This window comes from Streptomyces sp. NPDC102283 (genome assembly GCF_044766265.1).
Taxonomy (GTDB): domain Bacteria; phylum Actinomycetota; class Actinomycetes; order Streptomycetales; family Streptomycetaceae; genus Streptomyces.
Genome location: NZ_JBIWLQ010000005.1, coordinates 46,203 through 68,647, shown reverse-complemented (window position 1 = coordinate 68,647; position 22,445 = coordinate 46,203). Strand labels below are relative to the sequence as shown.

Here is a 22,445-nt window from a genome sequence, read left to right as displayed (position 1 = left end):
CCTGGCGACAGGACCTACGGCGTGAGGCCGCGCACCAGCAGGTCGAGCAGCGCGCAGGCGAACAGCGCGATGCCGATGAAGCCGTTCACCGAGAAGAACGCCCGGTTCAGCCGGGACAGGTCGTGCGGCCGCACCACCCGGTGCTCGTAGACGAACGCCACCGCCACGATCGCCATGCCGATCCAGTAGAAGACCTCGGCGTGGGTGGCGAGACCGAACCACACCAGCAGCCCGGTCGTGACCACGTGGCACACCCGCGCACCCCACAGCGCGGCCGGAATCCCGAAGCGCGCCGGGAAGGACAGCACCCCGTCGGCCCGGTCCGCGGCCACGTCCTGGCAGGCGAAGATCAGGTCGAAGCCGCCGATCCAGATCCCCACGGCGAGCCCGAGGATCACGGCGTCCCACGACCAGCTGCCGGTCACCGCGAGCCAGGCGCCGACCGGCCCGATGGCCTGCGCGAGGCCCAGGATGGCGTGCGGGAAGTTCGTGAACCGCTTGCCGTACGGATAGACCACCATCGGCACGACGGCCAGCGGCGCGAGCACCAGGCACAGCGGGTTGAGCAGGGCGGCCGCGCCCAGGAAGACGGCCAGCGCGACGAGCGCACCGGTCCACGCGGACTTCACCGACACCGCGCCGGTCACCAGCTCACGGCCCGCGGTCCGCGGGTTCCGGGCGTCGATCTCCCGGTCGATGATCCGGTTGGCGGCCATCGCGAACGTCCGCAGCCCCACCATCGCCAGCGTGACGAGCAGCAGCGTGCCCCAGTGGATGCTGCCGTCCAGCTGGAACATCGCGGTCAGCGCGGCGATGTACGCGAAGGGCAGCGCGAAGATCGAGTGCTCGATCATCACGAGCCGCAGGAAGGCCTTCACCTTGCTGTCCGAGGGCGCGGGACCGGGAACGGACGCCGCTTCCGCCGTACTGCTCACAGCCCGTATTCCTTCCAGCGACGGTCGACCTTCGCCGCCGTCTCCGGGTCGGAGACGACCATCTCCGGCCACCCGCCGTCGCGGGTGTAGCCCTCCGTGGGCAGCTTCCTCGTGGCGTCGATGCCCGCCTTGCCACCCCAGAACTGCTGGTACGAGGCGTGGTCCAGGTGGTCGACCGGCCCTTCGGTGACCGTGAGGTCGCGGGCGTAGTCGGTGTTGCCGAGCGCCCGCCAGGCGACCTCGTGCAGATCGTGGACGTCGCAGTCGGAGTCGACCACCACGATCAGCTTGGTCAGCGACATCATGTGCGCGCCCCAGATCGCGCTCATCACCTTCTGGGCGTGCTTCGGGTACTTCTTGTCGATCGAGACGATCGCGCAGTTGTGGAAGCCGCCCGCCTCGGGGAGGTGGTAGTCCACGATGTCCGGCACGATGATCTTCAGCAACGGCAGGAAGAAACGTTCCGTGGCCCGGCCCAGCGGCCCGTCCTCGGTCGGCGGACGGCCCACCACGATGGACTGGAGCAGCGGCCGCTTGCGCATGGTGACGCAGTCGATGGTCAGCGCGGGGAACGGTTCCTGTGGGGTGTAGAAGCCGGTGTGGTCCCCGAACGGGCCCTCGGGGAGCATCTCGCCCGGCTCCAGCCAGCCCTCGATGACGACCTCCGCCTGCGCGGGGACCTGGAGCGGCACGGTCTTGCAGTCGACCATCTCGATCCGCTTGCCCTGGACGAACCCGGCGAAGAGGTACTCGTCGATGTCCCCGGGCAGCGGCGCGGTGGAGGCGTACGTCACGGCGGGCGGGCAGCCGAAGGCGATGGCGACGGGCAGCCGCTCACCGCGCCTCGCCGCGACCTGGTAGTGGTTGGCGCTGTCCTTGTGGATCTGCCAGTGCATCCCGATGGTGCGCTTGTCGTGGCGCTGGAGCCGGTAGAGGCCCAGATTCCGGACGCCGTTCTCGGGGTGCTTGGTGTGGGTGAGCCCCAGATTGAAGAACGAGCCGCCGTCCTCGGGCCAGGTGAACAGCGCGGGGAGCTGGTCCAGGTCGACGTCGTCGCCGGTCAGCACCGTTTCCTGCACGGGCGCGTCGCCGGACCTCACCTTCTTCGGCGGCACGTGCACCATCGAGCCGAGCTTCCCGAAGGCCTCCCGCACCCCGACGAAGCCCTGCGGCAGCTCCGGCTTGAGGAGTCCGCCGATCTTGTCGCTGATGTCGCTGTACGACTTCAGCCCGAGGGCCTTCAGGAGGCGCCGGTCGGTACCGAAGACGTTCATGGCCAGGGGCATCGAGGCCCCCTTGACGTTTTCGAACAGCAGGGCGGGCCCGCCCGCCTTGTTGACCCGGTCGACGATCTCGCCGACCTCCAGGTGGGGGTCGACCTCGACCTTGACGCGCTTGAGATCACCATCGCGCTCGAGAGCCCGGAGCAGGGAGCGAAGATCGTCGTAAGCCATGCGGTCCAGTTTGTCATCCCCGCCCCCGCGGCCCCGGAGGGGCTCCCCCCGCGCCGCGCGCCGAAAGTCCGCCGACCGTCCGCGCACCCGCCCCGCGGGTCCGGCTCGGGCCCCGGTTCCTTCATCCCGAGCCGGTACCCTGGCCGCGACACCGGGCGTCATCCCGCCCACCGCCGCTTCCTGGGGGACGCACCATGAGAGCCCTGATGTTCATCGTCCCGCTGGCTCTGACGATCTACGCGTTCATCGACTGTCTGAACACCACGGAGGAGGACACCAAGCATCTGCCGAAGATCGCCTGGGTCTTCATCATCCTGCTGTTCTGGATCGTCGGCCCGGTCGTGTGGCTCGCCGCCGGCAAGAACCGCCGCAACAGGGCCGGGGGCGCGGGACCCGCCTCCTGGCAGCGGCGCGGGCGGCAGCAGTGGGTGGCCCCGGACGACAACCCGGACTTCCTCAAGTCGCTCAAGGACGACAAGGACGCCGAGGCCGAGGAGGAGCGGGGCCGCCGCGACGGCGGTACGGGCCCCGACGACAAGACCCCGCCGACCTCCTGACGGCGTACCACCGACCCACGACACCGACCACGACGCGACGGCTCCCCGGGCGAGAATCCGCCCGGGGAGCCGTCGTACGTCGTGCGCGGGTTTCTCGGACCGCGGGTTTCTCAGACCCCCGCGTAGGAGTGCAGGCCGGAGACGAAGATGTTCACGCCGTAGTAGTTGAACAGCCAGCAGGCGAAGGCGACGAGCGCCAGGTAGGCGGCCTTGCGGCCCTTCCAGCCGGCGGTGGCGCGGGCGTGCAGGTAGGCGGCGTAGGCGACCCAGGTGATGAAGGACCAGACCTCCTTGGGGTCCCAGCCCCAGTACCGGCCCCAGGCGTCGCCCGCCCAGATCGCGCCGGCGATGATCGTGAACGTCCACAGCGGGAAGACGGCCGCGTTGATCCGGTACGAGAACTTGTCCAGCGAGGACGCCGAGGGCAGCCGCTCCATGACGGAGGAGGCGAACTTCCCGGGCGTGCCGCCGGAGGCGAGCTTGCTCTCGTAGCTGTCGCGGAAGAGGTAGAGGACCGTGCCGACCGCGCCCAGGTAGAAGACGGCGCCGCAGATGATCGCGGTCGAGACGTGGATCCACAGCCAGTACGAGTGCAGCGCGGGCACCAGCTGGTCGCTGTCGGTGTAGAGCGTCGTGACCGCGATGCCGAGGTCCAGCAGGACGGTGGTGACCAGCGGGAGGCCGATCCAGCGAACGTTCTTCTTCAGGGCCAGCAGCACCAGGTAGGTGCCGACCACCACCGTCGAGAAGGTGATGGAGAACTCGTACATGTTGGCCCAGGGGGCCCGCTGCACCGACAGGGCGCGGGTGGCGACGCCGCCGGCCTGGACGAAGAACGCCACCACGGTCAGCGAGACCGCGATCCGGCCCCACAGGTCGCCCTTGAACGTGCCGCCGGCCGCACCCGGGCCGTCGGGCACGTCACGCGTCCCGGTGGCGGAACGGGTGACGACCTCGGGCCGGTCCAGCACGGCCGTGCCGCCTGCCTGCGCCTTCCCCGCGCCGGCGGTGGCCTTGGCGGAAGCGCCCGCTCCGGGTGCGGACAGCGCGGCGGCCGTGCGGCCGACCTTGCTGCGGCTGCCGAGGACCCACTCCGCGATGTGCGCGAAGAAGGCCAGGGTGTAGACGGCCATCGACGAATAGATCAGCACATTGCTGGTGTTCGCCAGGCTCTCGTTGGTTGCGGCGGCGAGATTCACTTCTCAGCCCCTTCGGCAGGTGCTTCGGCAGGATGTACGGGCCGGCTCCCGGCCTCGTTCGTGGCATCGGTCGTGGCGCCGGCCGTGCCGGGCCCGTCCGGAGAGACGGTTGCATCCGGACTCTCCGGTGTGTCCGGTGTGTCCGGGGCCTCCGCGGCGGCGGGGGCGACGGGCGCCGTGGTGACCAGGACGGCCGACAGGTCGCCCAGTTCCTCGGGGAGTTTCGCGGACTCGCTGCGGCCCAGGCCCGCCATCTCCACGACCGTGACGCCGTCGGCGCCCCGGACCGCCCGCACCCAGACCCGGCGGCGCTGGATGAACAGCGACCCGGCGAGACCGGCGATGGCGGCGACGGATCCGCCGAGCGCCCAGCCGTTGCCCGGCTGCTGCGAGACCTGGAAGCTGGCCCACTCCTCGACGCCGTCGAAGGTGATCGATCCGGCGCCGTCGGGCAGGTCCAGCTTCTCGCCGGGCATCATCATCTTCTTGAGGAGCTCGCCGTCCTCGCCCTTGAACTCCTTCATCTTGGACGTGTCGAGCTGGTAGACGTTCTGAGCGAGCCCCGAGTCGACACCGAGGGAGCCCTGGTAGGCGCTGAGCGCCAGCACGGGGAAGTCCAGCGCGGGGAACTGCGAGAACATCTGGCCCTTGCCCTCGCCGGCGAAGGTCGGCACGAAGAACGCCTTGAAGCCCAGCTGGGTCTTCTCGCCGTTCTTGTCCTTGTAGCCGTCCATCACCTTGATGGCGCCGGACGAGGTGATGTTGTTGTCGATCGGCAGCAGCGGGACGGCGGACCGCGAGACGACCTTCCCCTTGCCGTCCCGGACGGTCACGACGGGCGCGTAGCCGTGGGCGATCAGATAGATCTTGGTGCCGTCCACGACGAGCGGTTCGTTGACCTTGATGACGTCCTTGCGCTCCGCGCCCTCGGCCCCCTCGGTGTACGTCACCCGGGCCTCGAAGGTCCGCGGGGTGCCGCGCTGCGGGCCGCTCTTCTCGTACGTACCGACGAAGTCGTCGAGCACGAAGCTGAACGGGGCCAGCGAGTCGGAGTCGTAGAGCGAGCCGGACTTGAAGTCGTCGTACTGGGTGAGCGTGTTGGAGAAGCCGTCGCCCTCGACGATCAGCTTGCCGCCCTCGGACTTGAAGAGCTGCCCGGAGGCGAAGGCCACCAGCATCACGATCAGGGCGATGTGGAAGACCAGGTTCCCGGCCTCGCGGAGGTAGCCCTTCTCGGCGGCGACCGCGTCGCCCACCTCGTGCGCCCGGAAGCGCCGCTTGCGCAGGACCGCGAGGGCCGCCTCACGGACCTCCTCGGGCTCCGCCTCCGTACGCCAGGTGGTGTACGCGGGCAGCCGGGTCAGCCGCTTCGGCGCGCCCGGCGGGCGGCTGCGCAGCTGGCCGACGAACTGGCCGGTGCGCGGCACGATGCAGCCGATGAGCGAGACGAACAGCAGGATGTAGATCGCGGAGAACCACACCGAGCTGTAGACGTCGAAGAGCTGGAGCTTCTCGTAGATCGGGGTGAGGGTGGTGTGCTGGTCCTTGAAGGCCTGCACCTTCATGTCGTCGACGCTGGTCTGCGGGATCAGCGACCCCGGGATCGCGCCGAGGGAGAGCAGGAAGAGCAGGATCAGCGCCACCCGCATCGAGGTGAGCTGACGCCAGAACCAGCGCGCCCAGCCGATCACGCTCATCGCGGGTACGCCCGCCCCGGTGTCGGGGCGCTCCTCGCGGGGCGCGGTGGAGAGCCGTTCGCCCGCCGCGCCGTGGGCGGAGCCCTGGTCGCGCTCGTCCTCGCGCTGCCGCGTCTCCGTGCTGTTCGACTTGCTCATGAACTCAAATCCCTACGATGAAGCCGCTGGACCAGCTCTGCATGTGCTGCATGAGCGTGGCCCACACACCGGTCAGCAGCAGGATTCCGGTCGCGATCATCATGCCGCCGCCGATCCGCATCACCCATGCGTAGTGGCGCTTGACCCAGCCGAACGCGCCGAGCGCCTTGCGGAAGGCGACCGCGGCGAGGATGAACGGGACACCGAGACCGAGACAGTACGCGACGGTCAGTATCGCGCCGCGTCCGGCGGTGGCGCTGTCGGTCGACAGAGCGAGTACGGAGGCGAGGGTCGGGCCGATGCACGGCGTCCAGCCGATCCCGAAGAGCGCGCCGAGCAGCGGCGCGCCGGCCAGTCCGGCCACCGGCCGCTTGTGGATGCGGAACTCGCGCATCGTCACCCCGGGCAGGAGCCCCATGAAGAAGACGCCCATGGCGATCATCAGCACGCCGAGGACCTTGTTGAGCACCTCGGAGTGTTCCTGAAGCTCTTGGCCGAAGTAGCCGAAGAGCGCGCCGGTGGAGGCGAACACCACGGTGAAGCCGAGGACGAACAGCGAGGCCCCCGCCACCACCCGGCCTCGGCGCGCCTCGGCGAGGTCCGTGCCGCTGACTCCGGTGACGTAACTCAGATAGCCGGGTACGAGCGGCAGGACGCAGGGCGAGAAGAAGGAGACGAGACCGGCCAGCAGGGCGAGCGGCAGAGCGACCAGCAGCGCCCCGGTCAGGACGGTCTCGTTGTACGCGGCCAGCGTGACGGCCTCGTGGTGGGCGGCGAGCGGGATCACCGGATCACTTCTCCGCGATGATCGGGTCGATCATCTTGCGCAGTTCGTCCGCGTCGAGCGCCTGGAGCGTGCGGGCCGCGATCTTCCCGTCCCGGTCGATGACCACGGTGGACGGGATGGCCTGCGGGTTCAGGGTGCCCTTGGGGAAGCGGAGGATGAGCTTGCCGATCGGGTCGTAGAAGCTCGGGTACTCGACCCCGTAGTCCTTCTCGAAGTTGATCGCCTTGTCCCGCTCGGGGTCGCGGGTGTTTATCCCGACGAACTGGACGCCCTGGTCCGCCGTCTCCTCGGAGACCTGCGCGAAGTACTTCGCCTCCAGGCGGCAGGGGCCGCACCAGGAGCCCCAGACGTTGAGCACGACGACCTTGCCCTTGTGGTCGGCGAGGTCGAGCGGCTTGCCGTCCAGACCCTCGCCGTCGAGCTTCGGCGCCGCCACCCGGTCGCTCTTGGCGACGGTGGAGATGCCCCCGCTGCCGGCGATGAAGTTGGTGTTGCCGCCGCCTCCGGCCTTGCTGCCCCCGCCGCACGCGGACAGCGTCAGGGCACCGGCCACAGCGGTGGCGGCGAGCAGGGTGAAGCGGCGTCGGGACGCGCGGCCAAAGCTCATGTGAAAAGTTTCGCATGGCGGATTCCGGGCTCCCCCGCGCCCCCCTCGGTGCCCGTAAAGCCCCTTGTCAAGCCTGTTTAAAGAAGGAGTTCCAGCCGCCGGCGGGCGCCTGTCCGACGTCCAGCGTCCGGAGCTTGGCGAGCACGGCGGGATCCTGGACGTCGAGCCAGTCCACGTACTGCCGGAACGAGACGAGACGCACGTCGTCCTTGTCCGCCACCTTCTTGATCACTTCTTCCACGGCGTCCATGTAGATGCCGCCGTTCCACTCCTCGAAGTGGTTGCCGATGTAGAACGGTGCGCGATTCGACTCGTACGCGCGCTGGAAACCGGCGAGATACGCCCCGGTCGCCTGGGTGCGCCAGCCCGGATAACGCGAGGGCATGCCCTTCGTCGAATTCTGCGACTGATTGGCGAGGATGTTGTAGTCCATCGAGAGCACCTCGAAGGAGTGCCCGGGGAACGGCATCGCCTGGAGCGGAAGATCCCAGACGCCCCCGCGCTTCACGGGCCAGGTCTGACGGCCGCCGGGTGAGCTGGCGTCGTAGCGCCAGCCCAGCTTGCTCGCGGTCGGCAGGAGATTGTCCTGGCCGAGCAGGCAGGGGGTGCGGCCGCCGATCAGTTCCTCGCGATAGTCGAACGGAAGCGGATCCTCGTTCTCCCAGCCGGTGTTCGTCCGCCATTCCGTGACGAAGGACACAGCCTGATTGATCTCGCTGTGCCATTGGGCGGGCGTCCAGCGCTGCACCGATCCGGAACCACCGCAGAAATGCCCGTTGAAGTGGGTGCCGATCTCGTGGCCGTCCAGCCACGCCTGGCGCACGTACTTCAGCGTGTCCTTGACGTGATCGTCGGTGAGATAACCGATGTCGGAGGCGCCGCGGGGGTTGTTCGGCGGGCGGTAGAGGGATTTCTTCGACTCGGGCAGCAGATAGATTCCGGAGAGGAAGAACGTCATGGCCGCGTCGTGTTCCTTGGCCAGTTCCAGAAAGCGCGGGAAGAGTCCGTTGCCGACCTCGCCCGCGCCGTCCCAGGAAAAGATCACGAACTGCGGCGGCTTCTGGCCGGGTTCGAGCGGAACGGGCGCCTGCGGCTGGTGGGGCTGCTTACCGGTGTCGGCGGTCGAGCCGTCACCGATCAGCCGGACCTTGTTCTTCGGCGCGCCGTTTCCCGTGCTGTTGCCGTTGCCGCTGTTGCCGGTGTCGCCCTTGCCGCCCTGGCCGACTCCTCCGTCGCCGGAGGAGCCCGAGGCGCCACAGCCGGCGAGGCCGATCGCGGCTGCGGCGCCGAGCCCCGCCCCGAGCAGGCCCCTTCGATTGATGTCGCGCATACCGTCCCCATCTGCGGTCGTTTTATCTCAAGCCCATACAAACTGCTGAAGGGTTAGATGAGGCGCGTAACACGTCGGTTCCGTGCATTTGGGGACTTTCTTTACGCTTTACCTTGCAGTCCGACCGACCGTCCGCCTCAGTAGGGCGCGATGTCCGTACGGTGCTCGCACATGCTTACGGGCCGCCCTGGTGAGGGACGCGGGAGTGGCCCTCCGCAGTTCTGCCGTCGACGGTCGGATCACCGACCGCTTTCAGGGGCCACCTATCGGCGCCGACGGCTCGGCTTCCCTGGATCGTCGAACTCATGCGCGGGCCGGGCCCGGAGACGGCCCAGGGCTGGGGCTGGGGCTGGGGCTGGGGCCGCCGGCAGGGCGAACACCGAACTCTCCACGGCACGCCGGCGGACCGGCGGGGGTCGAGCGGGTCGGCCAGTGCGCCGGGAACGTCACCGACCGCCGCTGGAACAGGACGGGACCGCCCGCCGCGGTGCGCGGCAAGCGGTCCCGTACGTCCCGTCCCGTGGCGTCGGACTACGCGCCGAACGCCTTGGACTGCCCCTTCGCGGCCTTCCCCCTCACCGGCTTGGCCCCGGCCAGCAGGTGCGCGGGCACCAGGTCCCGGGCCGGCTCCGAGTAGCCGACCGAGACGATCCGGTCGCCCCGGTAGGTGAAGCTCGTCAGCGAGGCCAGCGTGCACTGCCGCTTGCGCGGGTCGTGCCACAGGCGGCGGCGCTCGACGAAGGAGCGCAGGATCCAGATCGGCAGCTGGTGGCTGACGCAGACCGCCTCGTGCCCGCGCGCCGCGTCCCGGGCGGCGTCGAGCGCGCCCATCATCCGGACGACCTGCTCGATGTACGGCTCGCCCCAGGACGGCCTGAACGGATTGGTGAGGTGCTTCCAGTTGTCCGGCTTGCGCAGCGCGCCGTCGCCGACGCCGAAGGTCTTGCCCTCGAAGACGTTGGCGGCCTCGATCAGCCGGACGTCGGTGGCGAGGTCCAGGCCGTGCGCCTTGGCGACGGGGGCGGCCGTCTCCTGGGCGCGCTCCAGCGGGGAGGCGACGACATGGGTGATGTCGCGCTTCTCCAGGTGCTCGGCGACCCGGTCGGCCATCTGCCGGCCCAGGTCGGAGAGGTGGTAGCCGGGGCGGCGCCCGTAGAGCACGCCGTCCGGGTTGTGCACCTCGCCGTGCCGGACCACGTGCACCACGGTCAGCTGCTCGTCACGGCTGACGCTCGCGTGGTCCGTGCTCTTCTCGCTCATGCGGTGGCCTCCGCCGCGGCACGGGCGGCGGCGGGCAGGGCGGCGGCGATGCGCTCGACCGCCCGCTCGTCGTGGGCCGTGGAGACGAACCAGGACTCGAACGCCGAGGGCGGCAGGTAGACGCCCCGCTCCAGCATCGCGTGGAAGAACGCGGTGAAGCGGAAGACGTCCTGCTTCTTGGCGTCCTCGTAGTCCCGGACGGGCTCGTCCGTGAAGAAGACGGAGAACATGTTGCTCGCGGCGGACACGATGTGCGCGACGCCCTCCTTGGTGAGCGCGTCGCCCACCAGGGAGCGCAGCTCGGCGGAGACCGCGTCGATCCTCGCGTACGCCGTGTCGTCCAGCAGCCGCAGCTGGGCGAGCCCGGCGGCGGTGGCGACCGGGTTCCCGGAGAGGGTGCCCGCCTGGTAGACCGGGCCGGCCGGGGCCAGGTGCGCCATCACGTCGCCGCGACCGCCGAAGGCCGCCGCGGGGAAGCCGCCTCCCATCACCTTGCCGAAGGTCATCAGGTCGGGCCGGACGCCGTCGACGCCGTACCAGCCGGCCTTCGACGTACGGAAGCCCGTCATGACCTCGTCGGAGATGTACAGCGCGCCGTTCGCCGCGCACAGCTCCTTGAGCCCGGCGTTGAAGCCGTCCGCCGGCGGGACGACACCCATGTTGCCGGGCGAGGCCTCGGTGATCACGCAGGCGATCTCGCCCGGGTGCGCGGCGAAGGCGGCACGCACCGCGTCCAGGTCGTTGTACGGCAGCACGACGGTGTCCCCGGCCGTGGCGCCCGTGACTCCCGGGGTGTCGGGCAGCCCGAAGGTGGCCACGCCCGACCCGGCGGCGGCCAGCAGCGCGTCCACGTGCCCGTGGTAGCAGCCGGCGAACTTCACGACCTTGGCCCGGCCCGTGAAACCGCGGGCCAGCCGGATCGCCGACATGGTCGCCTCGGTGCCGGAGGAGACCAGGCGCACCTGCTCGACGGGCTCGATCCGCGCCACGATCTCCTCGGCGAGCGCGACCTCGCCCTCACCCGGCGTACCGAAGGAGGTGCCCCGGGAGACCGCCTCCTGGACGGCGGCGATGACCTCGGGGTGAGAGTGGCCGAGAATCATCGGTCCCCATGAGCACACGAGGTCGACGTACTCGCGGCCGTCGGCATCGGTGAGGTACGGACCGGTGCCGGACACCATGAACCGGGGCGTACCACCCACGGCCCGGAAGGCACGCACCGGAGAGTTCACGCCGCCGGGCGTCACGACGGACGCCCGGTCGAACAGCGACTGCGAAACTGGGGCTTCGTATGAATACGCCACTTTGGTCCTGATCTGCGATTCGGGTATCGGGAGGCCGGGCCGGGAAATCACTGACAATCTCGGCCACCGGTGAGCAGGGAGCGCGCTCCCCTCGTATCACGAAAGAGCGTCAGCCCCCTCGCGTCTGCGAAACTGGGGCGTCATAGGGAAAGCTCACACATGCCATGGTGTCAGAGGCACGCACGGTCTTGCGGGCAGGTGTTTCACCGCACGCCGGCGGGGGAGGTCACTGACACGATGATCGGGTTGCGCGGCGGGGGCTGTGTCTCCTAAGAAGTAGTCGGGTGGATGAGATATGCATCGCGGTGGCGGAGTGGGCGAAGGGACCGACGACCTGGGGCCCGAGCCTGCCCGGCGAGGGCGGCACCGGCGCAGGGCCGAGCGCGCCCAGAGCAGGGGCGCGGACAACACGCCGCCCCCCGGGACCAGGAGCGGGGGCGGGATGGGGGTGACGTACAAGTATTTCGGCGCCCCGGACGGGGCCACCGCCGCACGGGTGCCCATCTCGATGCGCCCGGAGGAGCTCGGCGGTGACGAGCTGGGCATGGGCGGCATGTTCACCAAGATCAAGCCGGAGACCGTGGCCGCCATGGTCCTGACCGGAATCCAGGGCATACCCCTGAACAAGGTCCCCCCGCTCGAACTGGTCGTCCTCCACCCCGACTACGCCGTGGTCAAGCTCCCGATGACCGTCGTCGACCCGCTGCGCGGCGTCGGCGAGGAATCGGTCGGCGCGGCGGCCTTCATCTGGTCGACGGTCCCCGACCGCGGCGGCCCGCGCGACGCCTACAACGTCTACCAGCTGCTCCACGAGTGGCAGGACTTCTCCCACCGGCTGCACGACGCGGGGCACCAGGCGTACTGCCTGGTCTGGCCCTGACCGGAGGCCGAGCGGAGATCCTGGTCCGGCCCTGATCCGGGATCGTGCGGAGATCCTGTGTCCGGCCGCGTGCTGCGGTGCCGCTCGCGCGCGGCGACGTGGTGCGGCTCAGTCGACGCCCTTGAGATGGACACGGCTGCGCCCACCGTCGATCGCCGCGACGGCGACGTGAAGAGCGTCGAGGTCGCCGTCGCAGGGAGCGCACACCTGCGCCGTCCGGACACCGGGCAGGCCTACCGGTTCGGGCAGGCCGAGCTGGGCGAAGGGCGCGGCAGGCACGCTCTCCCCCGCGAACGGCACGGACCGCGCCTCCACCGGCTCCTGCGGATCCAGCCCGGCGAGAAGACCGTCCACGTCTCCGGACGGCACGACGAAGGCCAGCAGCAGTCCGTCGTCCTGGCCCTTCCGGTGCCCGGCCCGCACATCCGTCGCCGTCCCGGGCACCCGCACACCCAGCCTGCGGGCGATGGCCGAGGCACTCACCCCCTCCTCCCAGGAGGACGCCCCGCGCCTGTCCCCCACACCGCCGTCCTGCCCACTCCCATCGGCGCACCCAGCACCGAACACCACGAGACAAGCCGCCCGTACGAGCACCCGGACTCCCGGCCGCACCCCGCTCACCGGGCGTCCCCATTGCGTCCGATGCCGGTCCGCGTGCCGTCCCGTCCCGGATCCGCAGGTTCAGGCCAGTCACCCCCCGAACCCAGGTCGTGCCGCTGCACCGAGCTACTGCCTCGCATGTCTGCCCCGCGTGTCGAACTTCCCGGTCACCCCGGTCACCCCGGTCACCCCGGCAGCCCCAGAGGTCCCGGACGCCACCCCGGATCGCGCCCGGTCACGGCCAGCAGCCGGTCGAGCGCGTCGGCCTCCTCCCCCACCGGGAACGGCTCACCGAACACCTTCATCTCCCGGGCCTGCGGAGCCATCGCCGCGAGCCCCGGGCCCAGTTCGTCGAGCACGCTCTCCTCCGGCACGAAGTCCGCGCCCGTCGCCCGCGCCAGGTCCCAGGCGTGCACCGTCAGATCGCCGAGCACCATGAGCCCCACCGTCCGGGCCGGCAACCCCATCCGCCCGGTCGTGCCCTCCTCGACGCCCGGCACGCTCCACGCGTCCACCAGCCGGGCCGTCTCCTCACCGAACCTGCCCCGCCAGTCGCCCGCCACGAACTCCGGCTCCTGGCCGAAATCCACCTCCTGGCGGGCCGCGAGCGCCTGGAAGTTCACGACCACCTGGAACAGATGGTTCACCAGCGCCCGTACGTCGTACGCGGCACAGGGCGTACCGCCGCCCAGCTGCCCGTCGTCGATCCCCCGCACCACGGGCAGGGCCCGGTCCGCGGCGGCTTCCAGCAGTTCACCGATCGTCTGTGTCATGCCCCCACCCTGCGCCCGCGCACCGCCCGACGTCTTGAAGAAACACGACAGACGGGCTGAGGACACGGGACTAAAATCAGGCCATGACCGCAGGACCCCGCCGCGACACCCGGGGCATCGTCGACGCCCCGGACCTGTTCGCGCACGTGCGCTTCCGCCGCCGGGAGCCCGCCGCGGAGCTGCGCCCGTATCTGGAGCACTACTGGCTGATCGACTGGGACCTCAGCGAGCCCTACGCCGCCCATGTGGTCCCGCACCCGTCGGTGAACCTGGTCTTCCAGCGGTACGAGGCCGGGGACGGCCCCCGGGAGCGCTCCGGGTACGCCGAGGTCGCGGGCGTCGCCCCCGGGCTCTTCGCCCGGAAGCTGGCCGGGCGCGGCCGGGTGTGCGGGGTGCAGTTCCGGCCCGGCGGGTTCCGCCCGTTCGCTCCCCGGCGCCCGGTGTCCGCGTGGACCGGGCTGCGGGCCGACGCCGCCGGGGCGCTGCGGCTGCCGCCGCCCGTGCGGGCCGTTCTGGACCCGGACGACGAGGACGCGCGGGTCGCGGCCCTGGACGCCTTCCTGCTCGCACTGGAGCCCCGCCCCGATCCGCAGGCGACCCTGGCGATGGCCGTCGCCGACCGGGTGCGCACCGACCGCACGGTGCTCCGGGTCGGCCGGCTCGCCCAGGAAGCGGGGCTCTCCGCCCGCTCCCTGCAACGGCTCTTCTCCGCGTACGTCGGTGTCGGCCCCAAGTGGGTCATCCTCCGCTACCGCATCCACGAGGCGCTGCGACGCGCCGGATCCGACCCGGCCGTCGACTGGGCGCGGCTCGCGGCGGACCTGGGCTACAGCGACCAGGCCCATCTGGTGCGGGACTTCACCGCGACGGTGGGCGTGCCCCCGACGGCGTTCGCCCCGCGTTGACGGCGGCCGGGCGCACCCCGTACGCCCGCCCGTTCCCCGCCAAACCCCTGGCAGCCCGTCCCGTCCCGGTGACATCCTGGCCGGGTGAACGGACCCGAGATCACCCTCGAAGTAGCCCCTGAGCTGCGACTCTTCGTCCCGCACGACCGCCGCGGCGGGCCCACGCCCCTCATAACCGACGGCTCCTCGACCCTCGGTCATGTCATCGAGTCCCTCGGCGTCCCGCTCACCGAGGCCGGAACGCTGCTGGTGAACGGCGTACCGGTGGCCCGCTCGCATGTGCCGGGCCCCGGCGAGCACGTCGACGTCCGCGCGGTGGAACGCCCCCAGCAACTCCCCGGCGCACCCCTGCGGTTCCTCCTCGACGTCCATCTCGGCACGCTGGCACGCCGGTTGCGGCTCCTGGGCGTCGACGCGGCGTACGAGAGCGAGGACATCGGCGACCCCGCCCTGGCCACCCTCTCCGCACGGGAGCGGCGCGTCCTGCTCTCCCGGGACCGCGGGCTGCTGCGCCGCCGCGAGATCTGGGCGGGGGCGTACGTCTACAGCGACCACCCGGCGGAGCAGCTCCGCGACGTCCTCGGCCGCTTCGCCCCGGCCCTGGCCCCGTGGACCCGCTGCACCGCGTGCAACGGCACGCTGGCCGGCGCCTCGAAGGACTCCGTGAGCGGGCTGCTCGAACACGGCACCCAGGAGGCGTACGACGTGTTCGCCCAGTGCACGGAGTGCTCCCGGGTGTACTGGCGCGGCGCCCATCACGGCCACCTGGAGACGATCGTGTCCGAGGCGGTGGCCGAGTTCGGGGGTGCGCCGGCCTAGGACCCTTCGTTCAGGTCATGCCCGGCTCGCGGGCCGCGGGTCCGGCACGGCCCGCCGGTCGTGGCCTCCCGCTCACGGGACGCCCCGCACCGCCTGCCTATCCTTCTCCCCGTACCCGATCAGCAGCCCGAGGAGATCGCCATGGCCGCCACCCCCATCGCCGTCATCACCGGCGCGAGCAGCGGCATCGGCGCCGCGACCGCCCGTACGCTGGCCGCCGCCGGCTTCCGGGTCGTGCTGACCGCCCGCCGCAAGGACCGCATCGAGGCGCTGGCCGCCGAGATCACCGAGGCCGGGCACCAGGCGACGGCCTACCCCCTGGACGTCACCGACCGTGCGGCGGTCGACGAGTTCGCCACCGCGTTCCGCTCCCTCGCCGTCCTCGTCAACAACGCGGGCGGGGCGCTCGGCGCCGACCCCGTCGCGACCGGCGACCCCGCCGACTGGCGCCGGATGTACGAGACCAATGTCATCGGCACCCTCAACGTCACCCAGGCCCTGCTGCCCGCCCTCACCGCGAGCGGCGACGGCACGATCGTGATCCTCTCCTCCACCGCGGCGCTGTCCGCGTACGAGGGCGGCGGCGGCTACGTGGCGGCCAAGCACGGCGAACACGTCCTGGCCGAGACCCTGCGGCTGGAGATCGTCGGCACCCCGGTCCGCGTCATCGAGGTGGCCCCCGGCATGGTCAGGACCGAGGAGTTCGCCACCACCCGCTTCCGCGGCGACACGGAGAAGGCCGCCAAGGTCTACGAGGGTGTCGACGCCCCGCTGACCGCCGAGGACGTGGCCGACACGATCGGCTGGGCCGTCACCCGCCCCAGCCACGTCAACATCGACCTCCTGGTGGTCCGCCCCCGCGCCCAGGCCTCCAACACGAAGGTCCACCGCACCGGGTGAGCCCGGCCCACCCTCTCGGGTACGGGACGACACGTGCGGCGCGCTCGGGGCGCCGGCGCGGTCGCTCCCAGCTGGGCAGGTCCGCCTTGCTCCCTCGCGGAGTCGGCCCGAGGGAGCCGGGCGCCCCCGGCCGCGTCGTGTCGGACGGCGTCTCGCGACGGGACCCCCGGACCACGCGACGTACGGGAGCGGGGCCGAGTGCCTCAGCCCTTCACGCACACCACCTGCTTGAGCTTCGCAACGACCTGGACCAGGTCCCGCTGCTGATCGATGACCTGCTCGATCGGCTTGTACGCGCCCGGGATCTCGTCCACGACACCGGAGTCCTTACGGCACTCCACGCCCTGCGTCTGCTCCTCCAGGTCCTTGGTCGAGAAGCGCTTCTTCGCCGCGTTCCGGCTCATCCGGCGGCCCGCGCCGTGCGAGGCCGAGTTGAACGACTTCTCGTTGCCGAGGCCCTTCACGATGTACGAGCCGGTACCCATGGACCCCGGGATGATCCCGTAGTCGCCGGACCCCGCCCGGATCGCGCCCTTGCGGGTGACCAGCAGGTCCATGCCCTCGTACCGCTCCTCCGCCACGTAGTTGTGGTGGCAGGAGATGACCGGATCGAAGGTCACCCGGGCCTTCTTGAACTCCTTGCGGACCACGTCCTGGAAGAGTCCCATCATGATCGCCCGGTTGAACTTCGCGTACTCCTGCGCCCAGAAGAGGTCGTTGCGGTAGGCGGCCATCTGCGGGGTGTCCGCGATGAACACCGCCAGGTCGCGGTCGACCAGGCCCTGGTTGTGCGGCAGCTTCTGCGCCTGGCCGATGTGGAAGTCGGCCAACTCCTTGCCGATGTTCCGCGAACCGGAATGCAGCATCAACCAGACAGAACCGGTCTCATCGAGACAGAACTCGATAAAATGATTACCCGATCCGAGCGTTCCCATCTGCTTCGTGGCACGTTCCTGGCGGAATTTGACCGCATCGGCGATCCCCCCGAACCGCCCCCAGAAGTCGTCCCATCCCGCCGTCGGGAACCCGTGCAGCTTCCCCGGGTCCACCGCGTCGCCGTGCATCCCCCGGCCGACCGGAATGGCCTGCTCGATCCTGGAGCGCAGCCGTGACAGGTCGCCGGGAAGATCGTTCGCGGTGAGGGACGTCTTGACGGCGGACATCCCGCAGCCGATGTCCACCCCGACCGCGGCCGGGCAGACCGCGCCCTGCATCGCGATCACCGATCCGACCGTCGCCCCCTTGCCGAAGTGGACGTCCGGCATGACGGCGAGACCCTTGATCCACGGCAGCGTGGAGACGTTGCGCAGCTGCTGCATCGCCACGTCCTCGACCGACGCGGGGTCCGCCCACATCCGGATGGGGACCTTCGCTCCCGGCACCTCTACGTACGACATAACTCCTCGATTCCCCCGAAAAGACTGAAAGCGCAAAACCGGTGCCAAGATCGGCAAACCTGTCGGCCGACCGGCATTCACAGCGGCGCGTGCGATACACATTGTGTCCATCGGCCGCCTTCGAGCGGCAACCCGTTTTCCGTACCGAAGGGAGCCTGGGACGGTGCGAGACATGGCGTACGTACCCGGCGTCGCGCTTCTGGCAGCGCTCGTCGTCGGCTGCAGCGCCGGCTCCGACAGCAACGCGAACGGCGCCGACAGCAAGGCGGGCAGCCCGACGGTCACCCCCGCGCCCCCGGGCAGGTACGAGACCTTGCCCGCCCCCTGCCGTGCCGTGCCGCGCGGCATGCTGAAGGACCTGCTGCCCGGCGCCGCGGAGCTGCCCGGGGACCAGCAGGAGAAGGTGTTCCGGGGGTCCGCGTCCGTCACCTACGACACCGACCGCAAGGTCGGCTGCGGTTGGAAGTCCGACGCGCCGAACGCCACCCGCAGCCTCTCCATCGACTTCGAGCGGGTCGTCTCCTACGACCCCGCGGTCAGCGACGACGACCGCGCCGACACGGTGTACGCGAAGAAGGAGAAGGCCGCCGGCCTGTCGTCGTCGTCGACCCCCGGGCCGGACACGGAGAAGAACACCGGGACCCCGGGCGAGAAGGACAAGGGCAAGGGCGCCGACAAGGACAAGGCGGAGGGCGCGGCGGGGAACGCCACGGCCTCGGCGGACGGATCGGCGGACCCCTCGTCCTCCTCCTCGCCCTCCGGAGAGGCTTCCGCAGACGCCGACGACGACACCGCCGAAGAGACCGGCGGAGGCGGCAACGAGGGCGAAGACGGCAGCACCGACCCGGAGGACGTCCTCCCCTCGCGCGTCCTCGACAACCTCGGAGATGCCGCATTTCTGCATGATCTGCCCACTCGGGCAGGTTCCACCGCACAGCACCGCACGGTGAGCGTGGTATTCCGCACATCGAACGTGGTCGTGACCGTCCGGTACGCCGAGCAGCCGGCCCTCATCACCCAGGTGCCCGACAGCGGGGAACTCCAGGAGAAGGCCCAGGCACTGGCCCGGAAGCTGGCCGAGACGCTCAGCGAATAGACCCCGCCCCACGGGCCCCCGACCGGCCGGATTCCGGCCTCCGGGGGCCCTCGGCGGCGGCACGGGACGGCCGCCGGCCGTCGTACCGTGGCTCTTCGGAAGACGTACCGACCCGCTACCGAGCCCACCCGTACACCGCACGAACCGAGACCTCCAGCACCGAGAGCTCCGTGCCATCCGAGTGAAGGAACCATGCACCGATCAGCCCCGCGCCTGTCCCGCATCCTCGCCTGCGCCGCCGTTCCGGTGATGCTCGTAGCCGTCGGCTGCTCGTCGGACTCCGGCTCCGGCTCCGACAGCAAGAAGAACGCGGGCTCCTCGTCGTCCGGCACCCCCAGCGCCAAGCCCACGGAGCCCACCGTCGAAGCGGCGAGGTTCGACGATCTGCCCGACCCGTGCACCTCGGTCACGAAGAAGACGATCAAGGACCTGGTGCCCGGGGCCAAGAAGGAGAACGGCACCGCCGGCCGGTCCAACGACCTTGCCGCGCGGAGCAGTTGCTCCTGGAACGGCCTGGACGACAAGGGCGTCGACGGCTCGCAGTACCGCTGGCTGGACGTCGGCTTCACCCGCTTCGACTCGGACCAGTCGCTGGGCAGCGGCGCCAAGCGCGCCACCGCCGAGTACACGAAGCAGGTCACCAAGGCCAAGGCCTCCGAGGGCGCCGAGAAGGTCGCCGCCGAGCCCACCGCGGGCATCGGCGAGGAGGCCACCACCGTCACCTACGGCCTCAGCAAGACGGACGAGGACTTCGCGTACGCCACGGTCGTGGCGCGCACGGGCAATGTCGTCGTCACCCTGACCTACAACGGCGCGGGTTACGCGGGCGCCAAGACGCCCTCGTCCGCGAGCATCGTCAAGGGCGCCGAGAAGGCGGCGAAGGAAGCGGTCGCCGCCGTCGCCGACACCGCCGACGCCAAGGTCACTCCTCCGGCGAAGGGCGGCTCGGAGGACAGCGAGAAGGGCAGCGCGAAGGACGGAGCGAAGGACACGGCCAAGGGCGGCGACAGCGACAGCCCCAAGTCGACGACGAAGCCGAAGGCGAAGTCGAGCTGACGGCCCGCCCGGGCGCCCACCCCCGCGACGGGACCTGACGCCCGCGACGGGACCTGACGGCCCCACGGCGCCGCCAATACGCGGGTCCAGCAAGCACGTTGGAAAGCCCGGCCCCCTTCGGAGGCCGGGCTTTCCCCCTCCCCGCGCAACACAACTCGCACACATGTGCCAGGCTGTGCCATCGCCAGGCGCTGAAGCCGGGTCCGGGTACAGAGGTCGGGGAGGGGATCGCGCGTGGCCGCGATGCAGCTGACACGCACGCACCGCATACTCATCGGGATCGTCGTCGCCGGTGCGGTGCTCATCGCCGCGATCGGTTTCGCGGGTTCCTACGCCGCCGTGCGCGAGCTCGCGGAGGACAAGGGATTCGGCGAGTTCGCGGTGGTCTTCCCCATCGGCATCGACGCGGGCATCTGCGTCCTGCTCGCCCTGGACCTCCTGCTCACCTGGATGCGGATCCCGTTCCCGCTGCTGCGCCAGACGGCGTGGCTGCTGACCGCCGCGACGATCGCGTTCAACGGCGCCGCCTCCTGGCCCGACCCGCTGGGCACCGCGATGCACGCGGTGATCCCGGTGCTGTTCGTCGTCTCCGGAATGGGCGGAGTTGCATCTGGTTCGGCATTCCGCACAGTGCGGGAGATGAGCGTAAGAGCAGGTCAGCTCGGCAGGGTCAACGAAGGTGGGCGGCACGTGGTGGCGGCCTGAGCTGGGCTTTCATGGGCTCGCGTAACCGATTCAACGATGTTGCGTTAGACGCAACATGAATCAGGCGGTGGATCTGACGGGTTCCGCACACCTCGTGCTGGCCGGCGTGGAGATGCGACTCAATCCGGAGTCGGCGGTCTTCGATGCGATGCTGGAGGGCTGGGCCCGGCAGCAGCGGTCGCGGTTCCTGAAGTGGGATTCGACGATCAAGCCTCGGCTACAGATGGTGCGCCGGTTCTGGCGGTACACGAACCAGTACCCCTGGCAGTGGGAGCCTGCCGAGGGCGAGGCCTTCATCAGCCAGCTGCAGACCCGGGAGAAGGGGCTGGCGAGCTCAACCGGGCGCGGGTACGAGAACCAGCTGAAGATGTTCCTCGAGTACGTCACCGATCCTCGCTACGGGTGGCTCGCGCTGTGCCACGAGCAGTTCGGGCAGGTGCCGATGCAGATCTGGCACGAGCTGAACACCGCCACGCACACCGCCGAGTACGAAGGTGACCCGCGACGCCGACCGCTGTCGTACGACGAAGTACAGAGGCTGTTCGACGCGCTCGACGGGCGGGTGGAGGAGATCCGGGCGCTGAAGCGCAAGGGAGTGCTGTGTGCACTGCGGGACTCCGCGATGATCAAGACCTACTACGCCTACGGGCTGCGGCGTCGTGAGGGCCTGGGACTCGATCTCGCGGACCTACGGCGCAACCCGAAGATCGCCCATTACGGGAAGCACGGGGCAGTGTTCGTACGGTGGGGCAAGTCGTCGAAGGGGAGCCCGCCCAAGCGGCGCACGGTGTTCACGATCTCGGAGATGGACTGGATCGTGGAGGTGCTGGAGCACTACCTGGCCGAGGTACGGCCCAGATTCAGCCCGGGGGCACATCCTGCCATCTGGATGACCGAGCGGCGGGGGCGAATCTCGAAGCGGTCGGTGAACGAGGCGTTCGCCGCTGCCCGGGACGCGGCGGGTCTGGAGAAGGAGCTGGACCTGCACTGCCTGCGGCACTCGTACATCACGCACGCGATCGAGTTCGGGTATCCGGAGAAGTTCGTGCAGGACCAGGCCGGCCACGCCTACGCCAGTACCACGGCTCTTTATTCGGGGGTCGGGGACGACTTCCGCAACCGGCTGGTGCGCAAGCAGTTGTCCCAGAGGTACCCCGGCCTGTGGGAGGACTCGAAGTGATCAAGAAGATGGGCTATCAGTGGCATCTGCGCCGCCTGATGGCCGAGCAGGAGATGTACCAGACGTCGGATCTGGTTCCGTTGCTCGCGGAGCGCGGGATCGTCCTCTCGCGCGAGCAGGTGTTCCGGCTGGTCACCCAACCACCGCAGCGGATGTCCATGGACACCCTGGCCGCGTTGTGCGACATCCTCGGCTGCACCCCGAACGACCTGGTGGAAGTGCAGGTCGTCAACCAGCAGGTCCGCAAGACCGCGGACGGTGGTGGGGAGCCATCAGCGCCCATCCCGATGGTGCGGCGTACGTCGATCCGGCGTCCGGAGGGGATGTGACGGTGATCGACCGGACCGCACGGAACACAGCGAAACGGGCGACGTCAGCGCAGAGGCGCGAGGATGCAGAATCATCGGTCGCGGCCCAACTCGCTGCCGCTGTTGCAGGGTTGACCCAACCTGCCGCGGTGAACCTGCTGGAGCGGTCCCGACCGTTCACCACGCGCACCCTGGAGGATCTAGCCGCCCACCTGGGCGCTCACGGCGATGCGCTGACGTCAGGCCGCTCGAGCGGGCCGAAGCTGCTGCTGAAGGTGATCTGGGTGCTGTACGCGGCCGGGTACCCAGTGACGCGCCCGGCGTGCGCGGGTTGCGGAAAGGTACGCGAGGACCTGCCCCTCGTGCGGGCGGAGGGCCGCCTGTGCAATGGCTGCATCAGCAAGGCACGCCACACGGTGGGCACGTGCGCCCGGTGTGGTCGCGAGAACATTCGTCTGCACTCCAAGCAGCCGGGCGGCGACTGGTGCCAGGCATGCTATTTAGCCCAGAAGCGGGAACCGTGCCGGGAGTGCGGCCGGAACCAACGTGTGTCCACCC

General features: G+C 70.1%; 21 protein-coding genes and 1 pseudogene. 10 read left to right on the top strand and 12 right to left on the bottom strand.

The window, feature by feature from the left end; translation table 11 throughout:
* Positions 1-14 precede the first annotated feature (14 nt).
* Together mqnP and ACIRJT_RS11840 are read right to left on the bottom strand one after the other, a co-directional pair.
* Positions 15-935, bottom strand: a complete 921-nt coding sequence (mqnP, locus tag ACIRJT_RS11845) for a menaquinone biosynthesis prenyltransferase MqnP (protein WP_403907636.1) — start codon at positions 933-935, stop codon at positions 15-17.
* Entirely contained in the window at positions 932-2,389 is a 1,458-nt protein-coding gene (locus ACIRJT_RS11840; protein WP_403907634.1) for a menaquinone biosynthesis decarboxylase, read from the bottom strand. The genes mqnP and ACIRJT_RS11840 overlap by 4 nt, the downstream gene beginning before the upstream one ends.
* A 206-nt stretch (positions 2,390-2,595) precedes the next feature.
* On the opposite strand from ACIRJT_RS11840, the gene ACIRJT_RS11835 reads away from it, so the two are divergent.
* Positions 2,596-2,946, top strand: a complete 351-nt coding sequence (locus ACIRJT_RS11835) for a PLD nuclease N-terminal domain-containing protein (RefSeq protein WP_403908229.1) — start codon at positions 2,596-2,598, stop codon at positions 2,944-2,946.
* Positions 2,947-3,056: 110 nt separating this feature from the next.
* Here ACIRJT_RS11835 and ccsB read toward each other — a convergent pair whose 3' ends face one another.
* The 7 genes from ccsB to hemL all read right to left on the bottom strand — a co-directional run bounded on the left by ccsB (position 3,057) and on the right by hemL (position 11,232).
* Positions 3,057-4,145: a c-type cytochrome biogenesis protein CcsB gene (gene ccsB / locus ACIRJT_RS11830; protein WP_403907632.1), complete on the bottom strand. Its 1,089-nt coding sequence runs from the start codon at positions 4,143-4,145 to the stop codon at positions 3,057-3,059.
* Positions 4,142-5,980: a cytochrome c biogenesis protein ResB gene (locus ACIRJT_RS11825; protein WP_403907630.1), complete on the bottom strand. Its 1,839-nt coding sequence runs from the start codon at positions 5,978-5,980 to the stop codon at positions 4,142-4,144. Before ACIRJT_RS11825 ends, ccsB begins: the two co-directional genes overlap by 4 nt.
* Before the next feature lie 4 nt (positions 5,981-5,984).
* Entirely contained in the window at positions 5,985-6,767 is a 783-nt protein-coding gene (locus ACIRJT_RS11820; protein ID WP_403907628.1) for a cytochrome c biogenesis CcdA family protein, read from the bottom strand.
* Between the two features lie 4 nt (positions 6,768-6,771).
* A complete protein-coding gene (locus tag ACIRJT_RS11815) occupies positions 6,772-7,374 on the bottom strand; it encodes a TlpA family protein disulfide reductase (protein ID WP_403907626.1) in 603 nt (200 codons plus the stop codon).
* A gap of 67 nt (positions 7,375-7,441) precedes the next feature.
* Positions 7,442-8,704, bottom strand: coding sequence for a hypothetical protein (locus tag ACIRJT_RS11810; protein ID WP_403907624.1), 1,263 nt, complete (start codon positions 8,702-8,704; stop codon positions 7,442-7,444).
* Between the two features lie 531 nt (positions 8,705-9,235).
* The gene (locus ACIRJT_RS11805) at positions 9,236-9,964 is read right to left on the bottom strand and encodes a histidine phosphatase family protein (protein ID WP_403907622.1); all 729 of its coding nucleotides are present in this window, start codon (positions 9,962-9,964) and stop codon (positions 9,236-9,238) included.
* On the bottom strand, positions 9,961-11,232 hold the full coding sequence (gene hemL / locus ACIRJT_RS11800) for a glutamate-1-semialdehyde 2,1-aminomutase (protein ID WP_403908227.1): 1,272 nt from the start codon (positions 11,230-11,232) through the stop codon (positions 9,961-9,963). The genes ACIRJT_RS11805 and hemL overlap by 4 nt, the downstream gene beginning before the upstream one ends.
* Before the next feature lie 331 nt (positions 11,233-11,563).
* Between hemL and ACIRJT_RS11795 the strand changes: the two genes are divergently transcribed.
* Positions 11,564-12,148, top strand: a complete 585-nt coding sequence (locus ACIRJT_RS11795) for a hypothetical protein (protein WP_371624161.1) — start codon at positions 11,564-11,566, stop codon at positions 12,146-12,148.
* Positions 12,149-12,256: 108 nt separating this feature from the next.
* Here the strand turns inward: ACIRJT_RS11795 and ACIRJT_RS11790 are convergent, their stop codons facing one another.
* Positions 12,257-12,631: a hypothetical protein gene (locus ACIRJT_RS11790; protein WP_403907620.1), complete on the bottom strand. Its 375-nt coding sequence runs from the start codon at positions 12,629-12,631 to the stop codon at positions 12,257-12,259.
* 302 nt (positions 12,632-12,933) lie between these two features.
* Positions 12,934-13,521 (bottom strand): TIGR03086 family metal-binding protein, encoded by a 588-nt coding sequence (locus ACIRJT_RS11785; RefSeq protein ID WP_403907618.1) that lies wholly within the window; start codon positions 13,519-13,521, stop codon positions 12,934-12,936.
* A gap of 83 nt (positions 13,522-13,604) precedes the next feature.
* On the opposite strand from ACIRJT_RS11785, the gene ACIRJT_RS11780 reads away from it, so the two are divergent.
* The 3 genes from ACIRJT_RS11780 to ACIRJT_RS11770 all read left to right on the top strand — a co-directional run bounded on the left by ACIRJT_RS11780 (position 13,605) and on the right by ACIRJT_RS11770 (position 16,145).
* Positions 13,605-14,426 (top strand): DUF6597 domain-containing transcriptional factor, encoded by an 822-nt coding sequence (locus tag ACIRJT_RS11780; protein ID WP_403907616.1) that lies wholly within the window; start codon positions 13,605-13,607, stop codon positions 14,424-14,426.
* Between the two features lie 84 nt (positions 14,427-14,510).
* Positions 14,511-15,245, top strand: a complete 735-nt coding sequence (locus ACIRJT_RS11775) for a Mut7-C RNAse domain-containing protein (protein WP_403907614.1) — start codon at positions 14,511-14,513, stop codon at positions 15,243-15,245.
* Between the two features lie 141 nt (positions 15,246-15,386).
* Entirely contained in the window at positions 15,387-16,145 is a 759-nt protein-coding gene (locus ACIRJT_RS11770; protein WP_403907612.1) for an SDR family NAD(P)-dependent oxidoreductase, read from the top strand.
* 203 nt (positions 16,146-16,348) lie between these two features.
* Here the strand turns inward: ACIRJT_RS11770 and ACIRJT_RS11765 are convergent, their stop codons facing one another.
* Positions 16,349-17,542 (bottom strand): RtcB family protein, encoded by a 1,194-nt coding sequence (locus ACIRJT_RS11765; protein ID WP_403907610.1) that lies wholly within the window; start codon positions 17,540-17,542, stop codon positions 16,349-16,351.
* Positions 17,543-17,714: 172 nt separating this feature from the next.
* Between ACIRJT_RS11765 and ACIRJT_RS11760 the strand changes: the two genes are divergently transcribed.
* From ACIRJT_RS11760 to ACIRJT_RS11740, 5 genes and pseudogenes are all read left to right on the top strand, one after another.
* Positions 17,715-18,638 (top strand): DUF3558 domain-containing protein, encoded by a 924-nt coding sequence (locus ACIRJT_RS11760; RefSeq protein ID WP_403907608.1) that lies wholly within the window; start codon positions 17,715-17,717, stop codon positions 18,636-18,638.
* 192 nt (positions 18,639-18,830) lie between these two features.
* The gene (locus tag ACIRJT_RS11755; protein ID WP_403907606.1) at positions 18,831-19,694 is read left to right on the top strand and encodes a DUF3558 domain-containing protein; all 864 of its coding nucleotides are present in this window, start codon (positions 18,831-18,833) and stop codon (positions 19,692-19,694) included.
* Positions 19,695-19,928: 234 nt separating this feature from the next.
* Positions 19,929-20,285, top strand: a pseudogene (locus ACIRJT_RS11750) (DUF2637 domain-containing protein); the annotation flags it as partial.
* Between the two features lie 181 nt (positions 20,286-20,466).
* Positions 20,467-21,579, top strand: coding sequence for a tyrosine-type recombinase/integrase (locus ACIRJT_RS11745; RefSeq protein WP_403907604.1), 1,113 nt, complete (start codon positions 20,467-20,469; stop codon positions 21,577-21,579).
* On the top strand, positions 21,576-21,908 hold the full coding sequence (locus tag ACIRJT_RS11740) for a helix-turn-helix transcriptional regulator (RefSeq protein ID WP_256105515.1): 333 nt from the start codon (positions 21,576-21,578) through the stop codon (positions 21,906-21,908). Before ACIRJT_RS11745 ends, ACIRJT_RS11740 begins: the two co-directional genes overlap by 4 nt.
* The last annotated feature ends 537 nt before the right edge of the window (positions 21,909-22,445 follow it).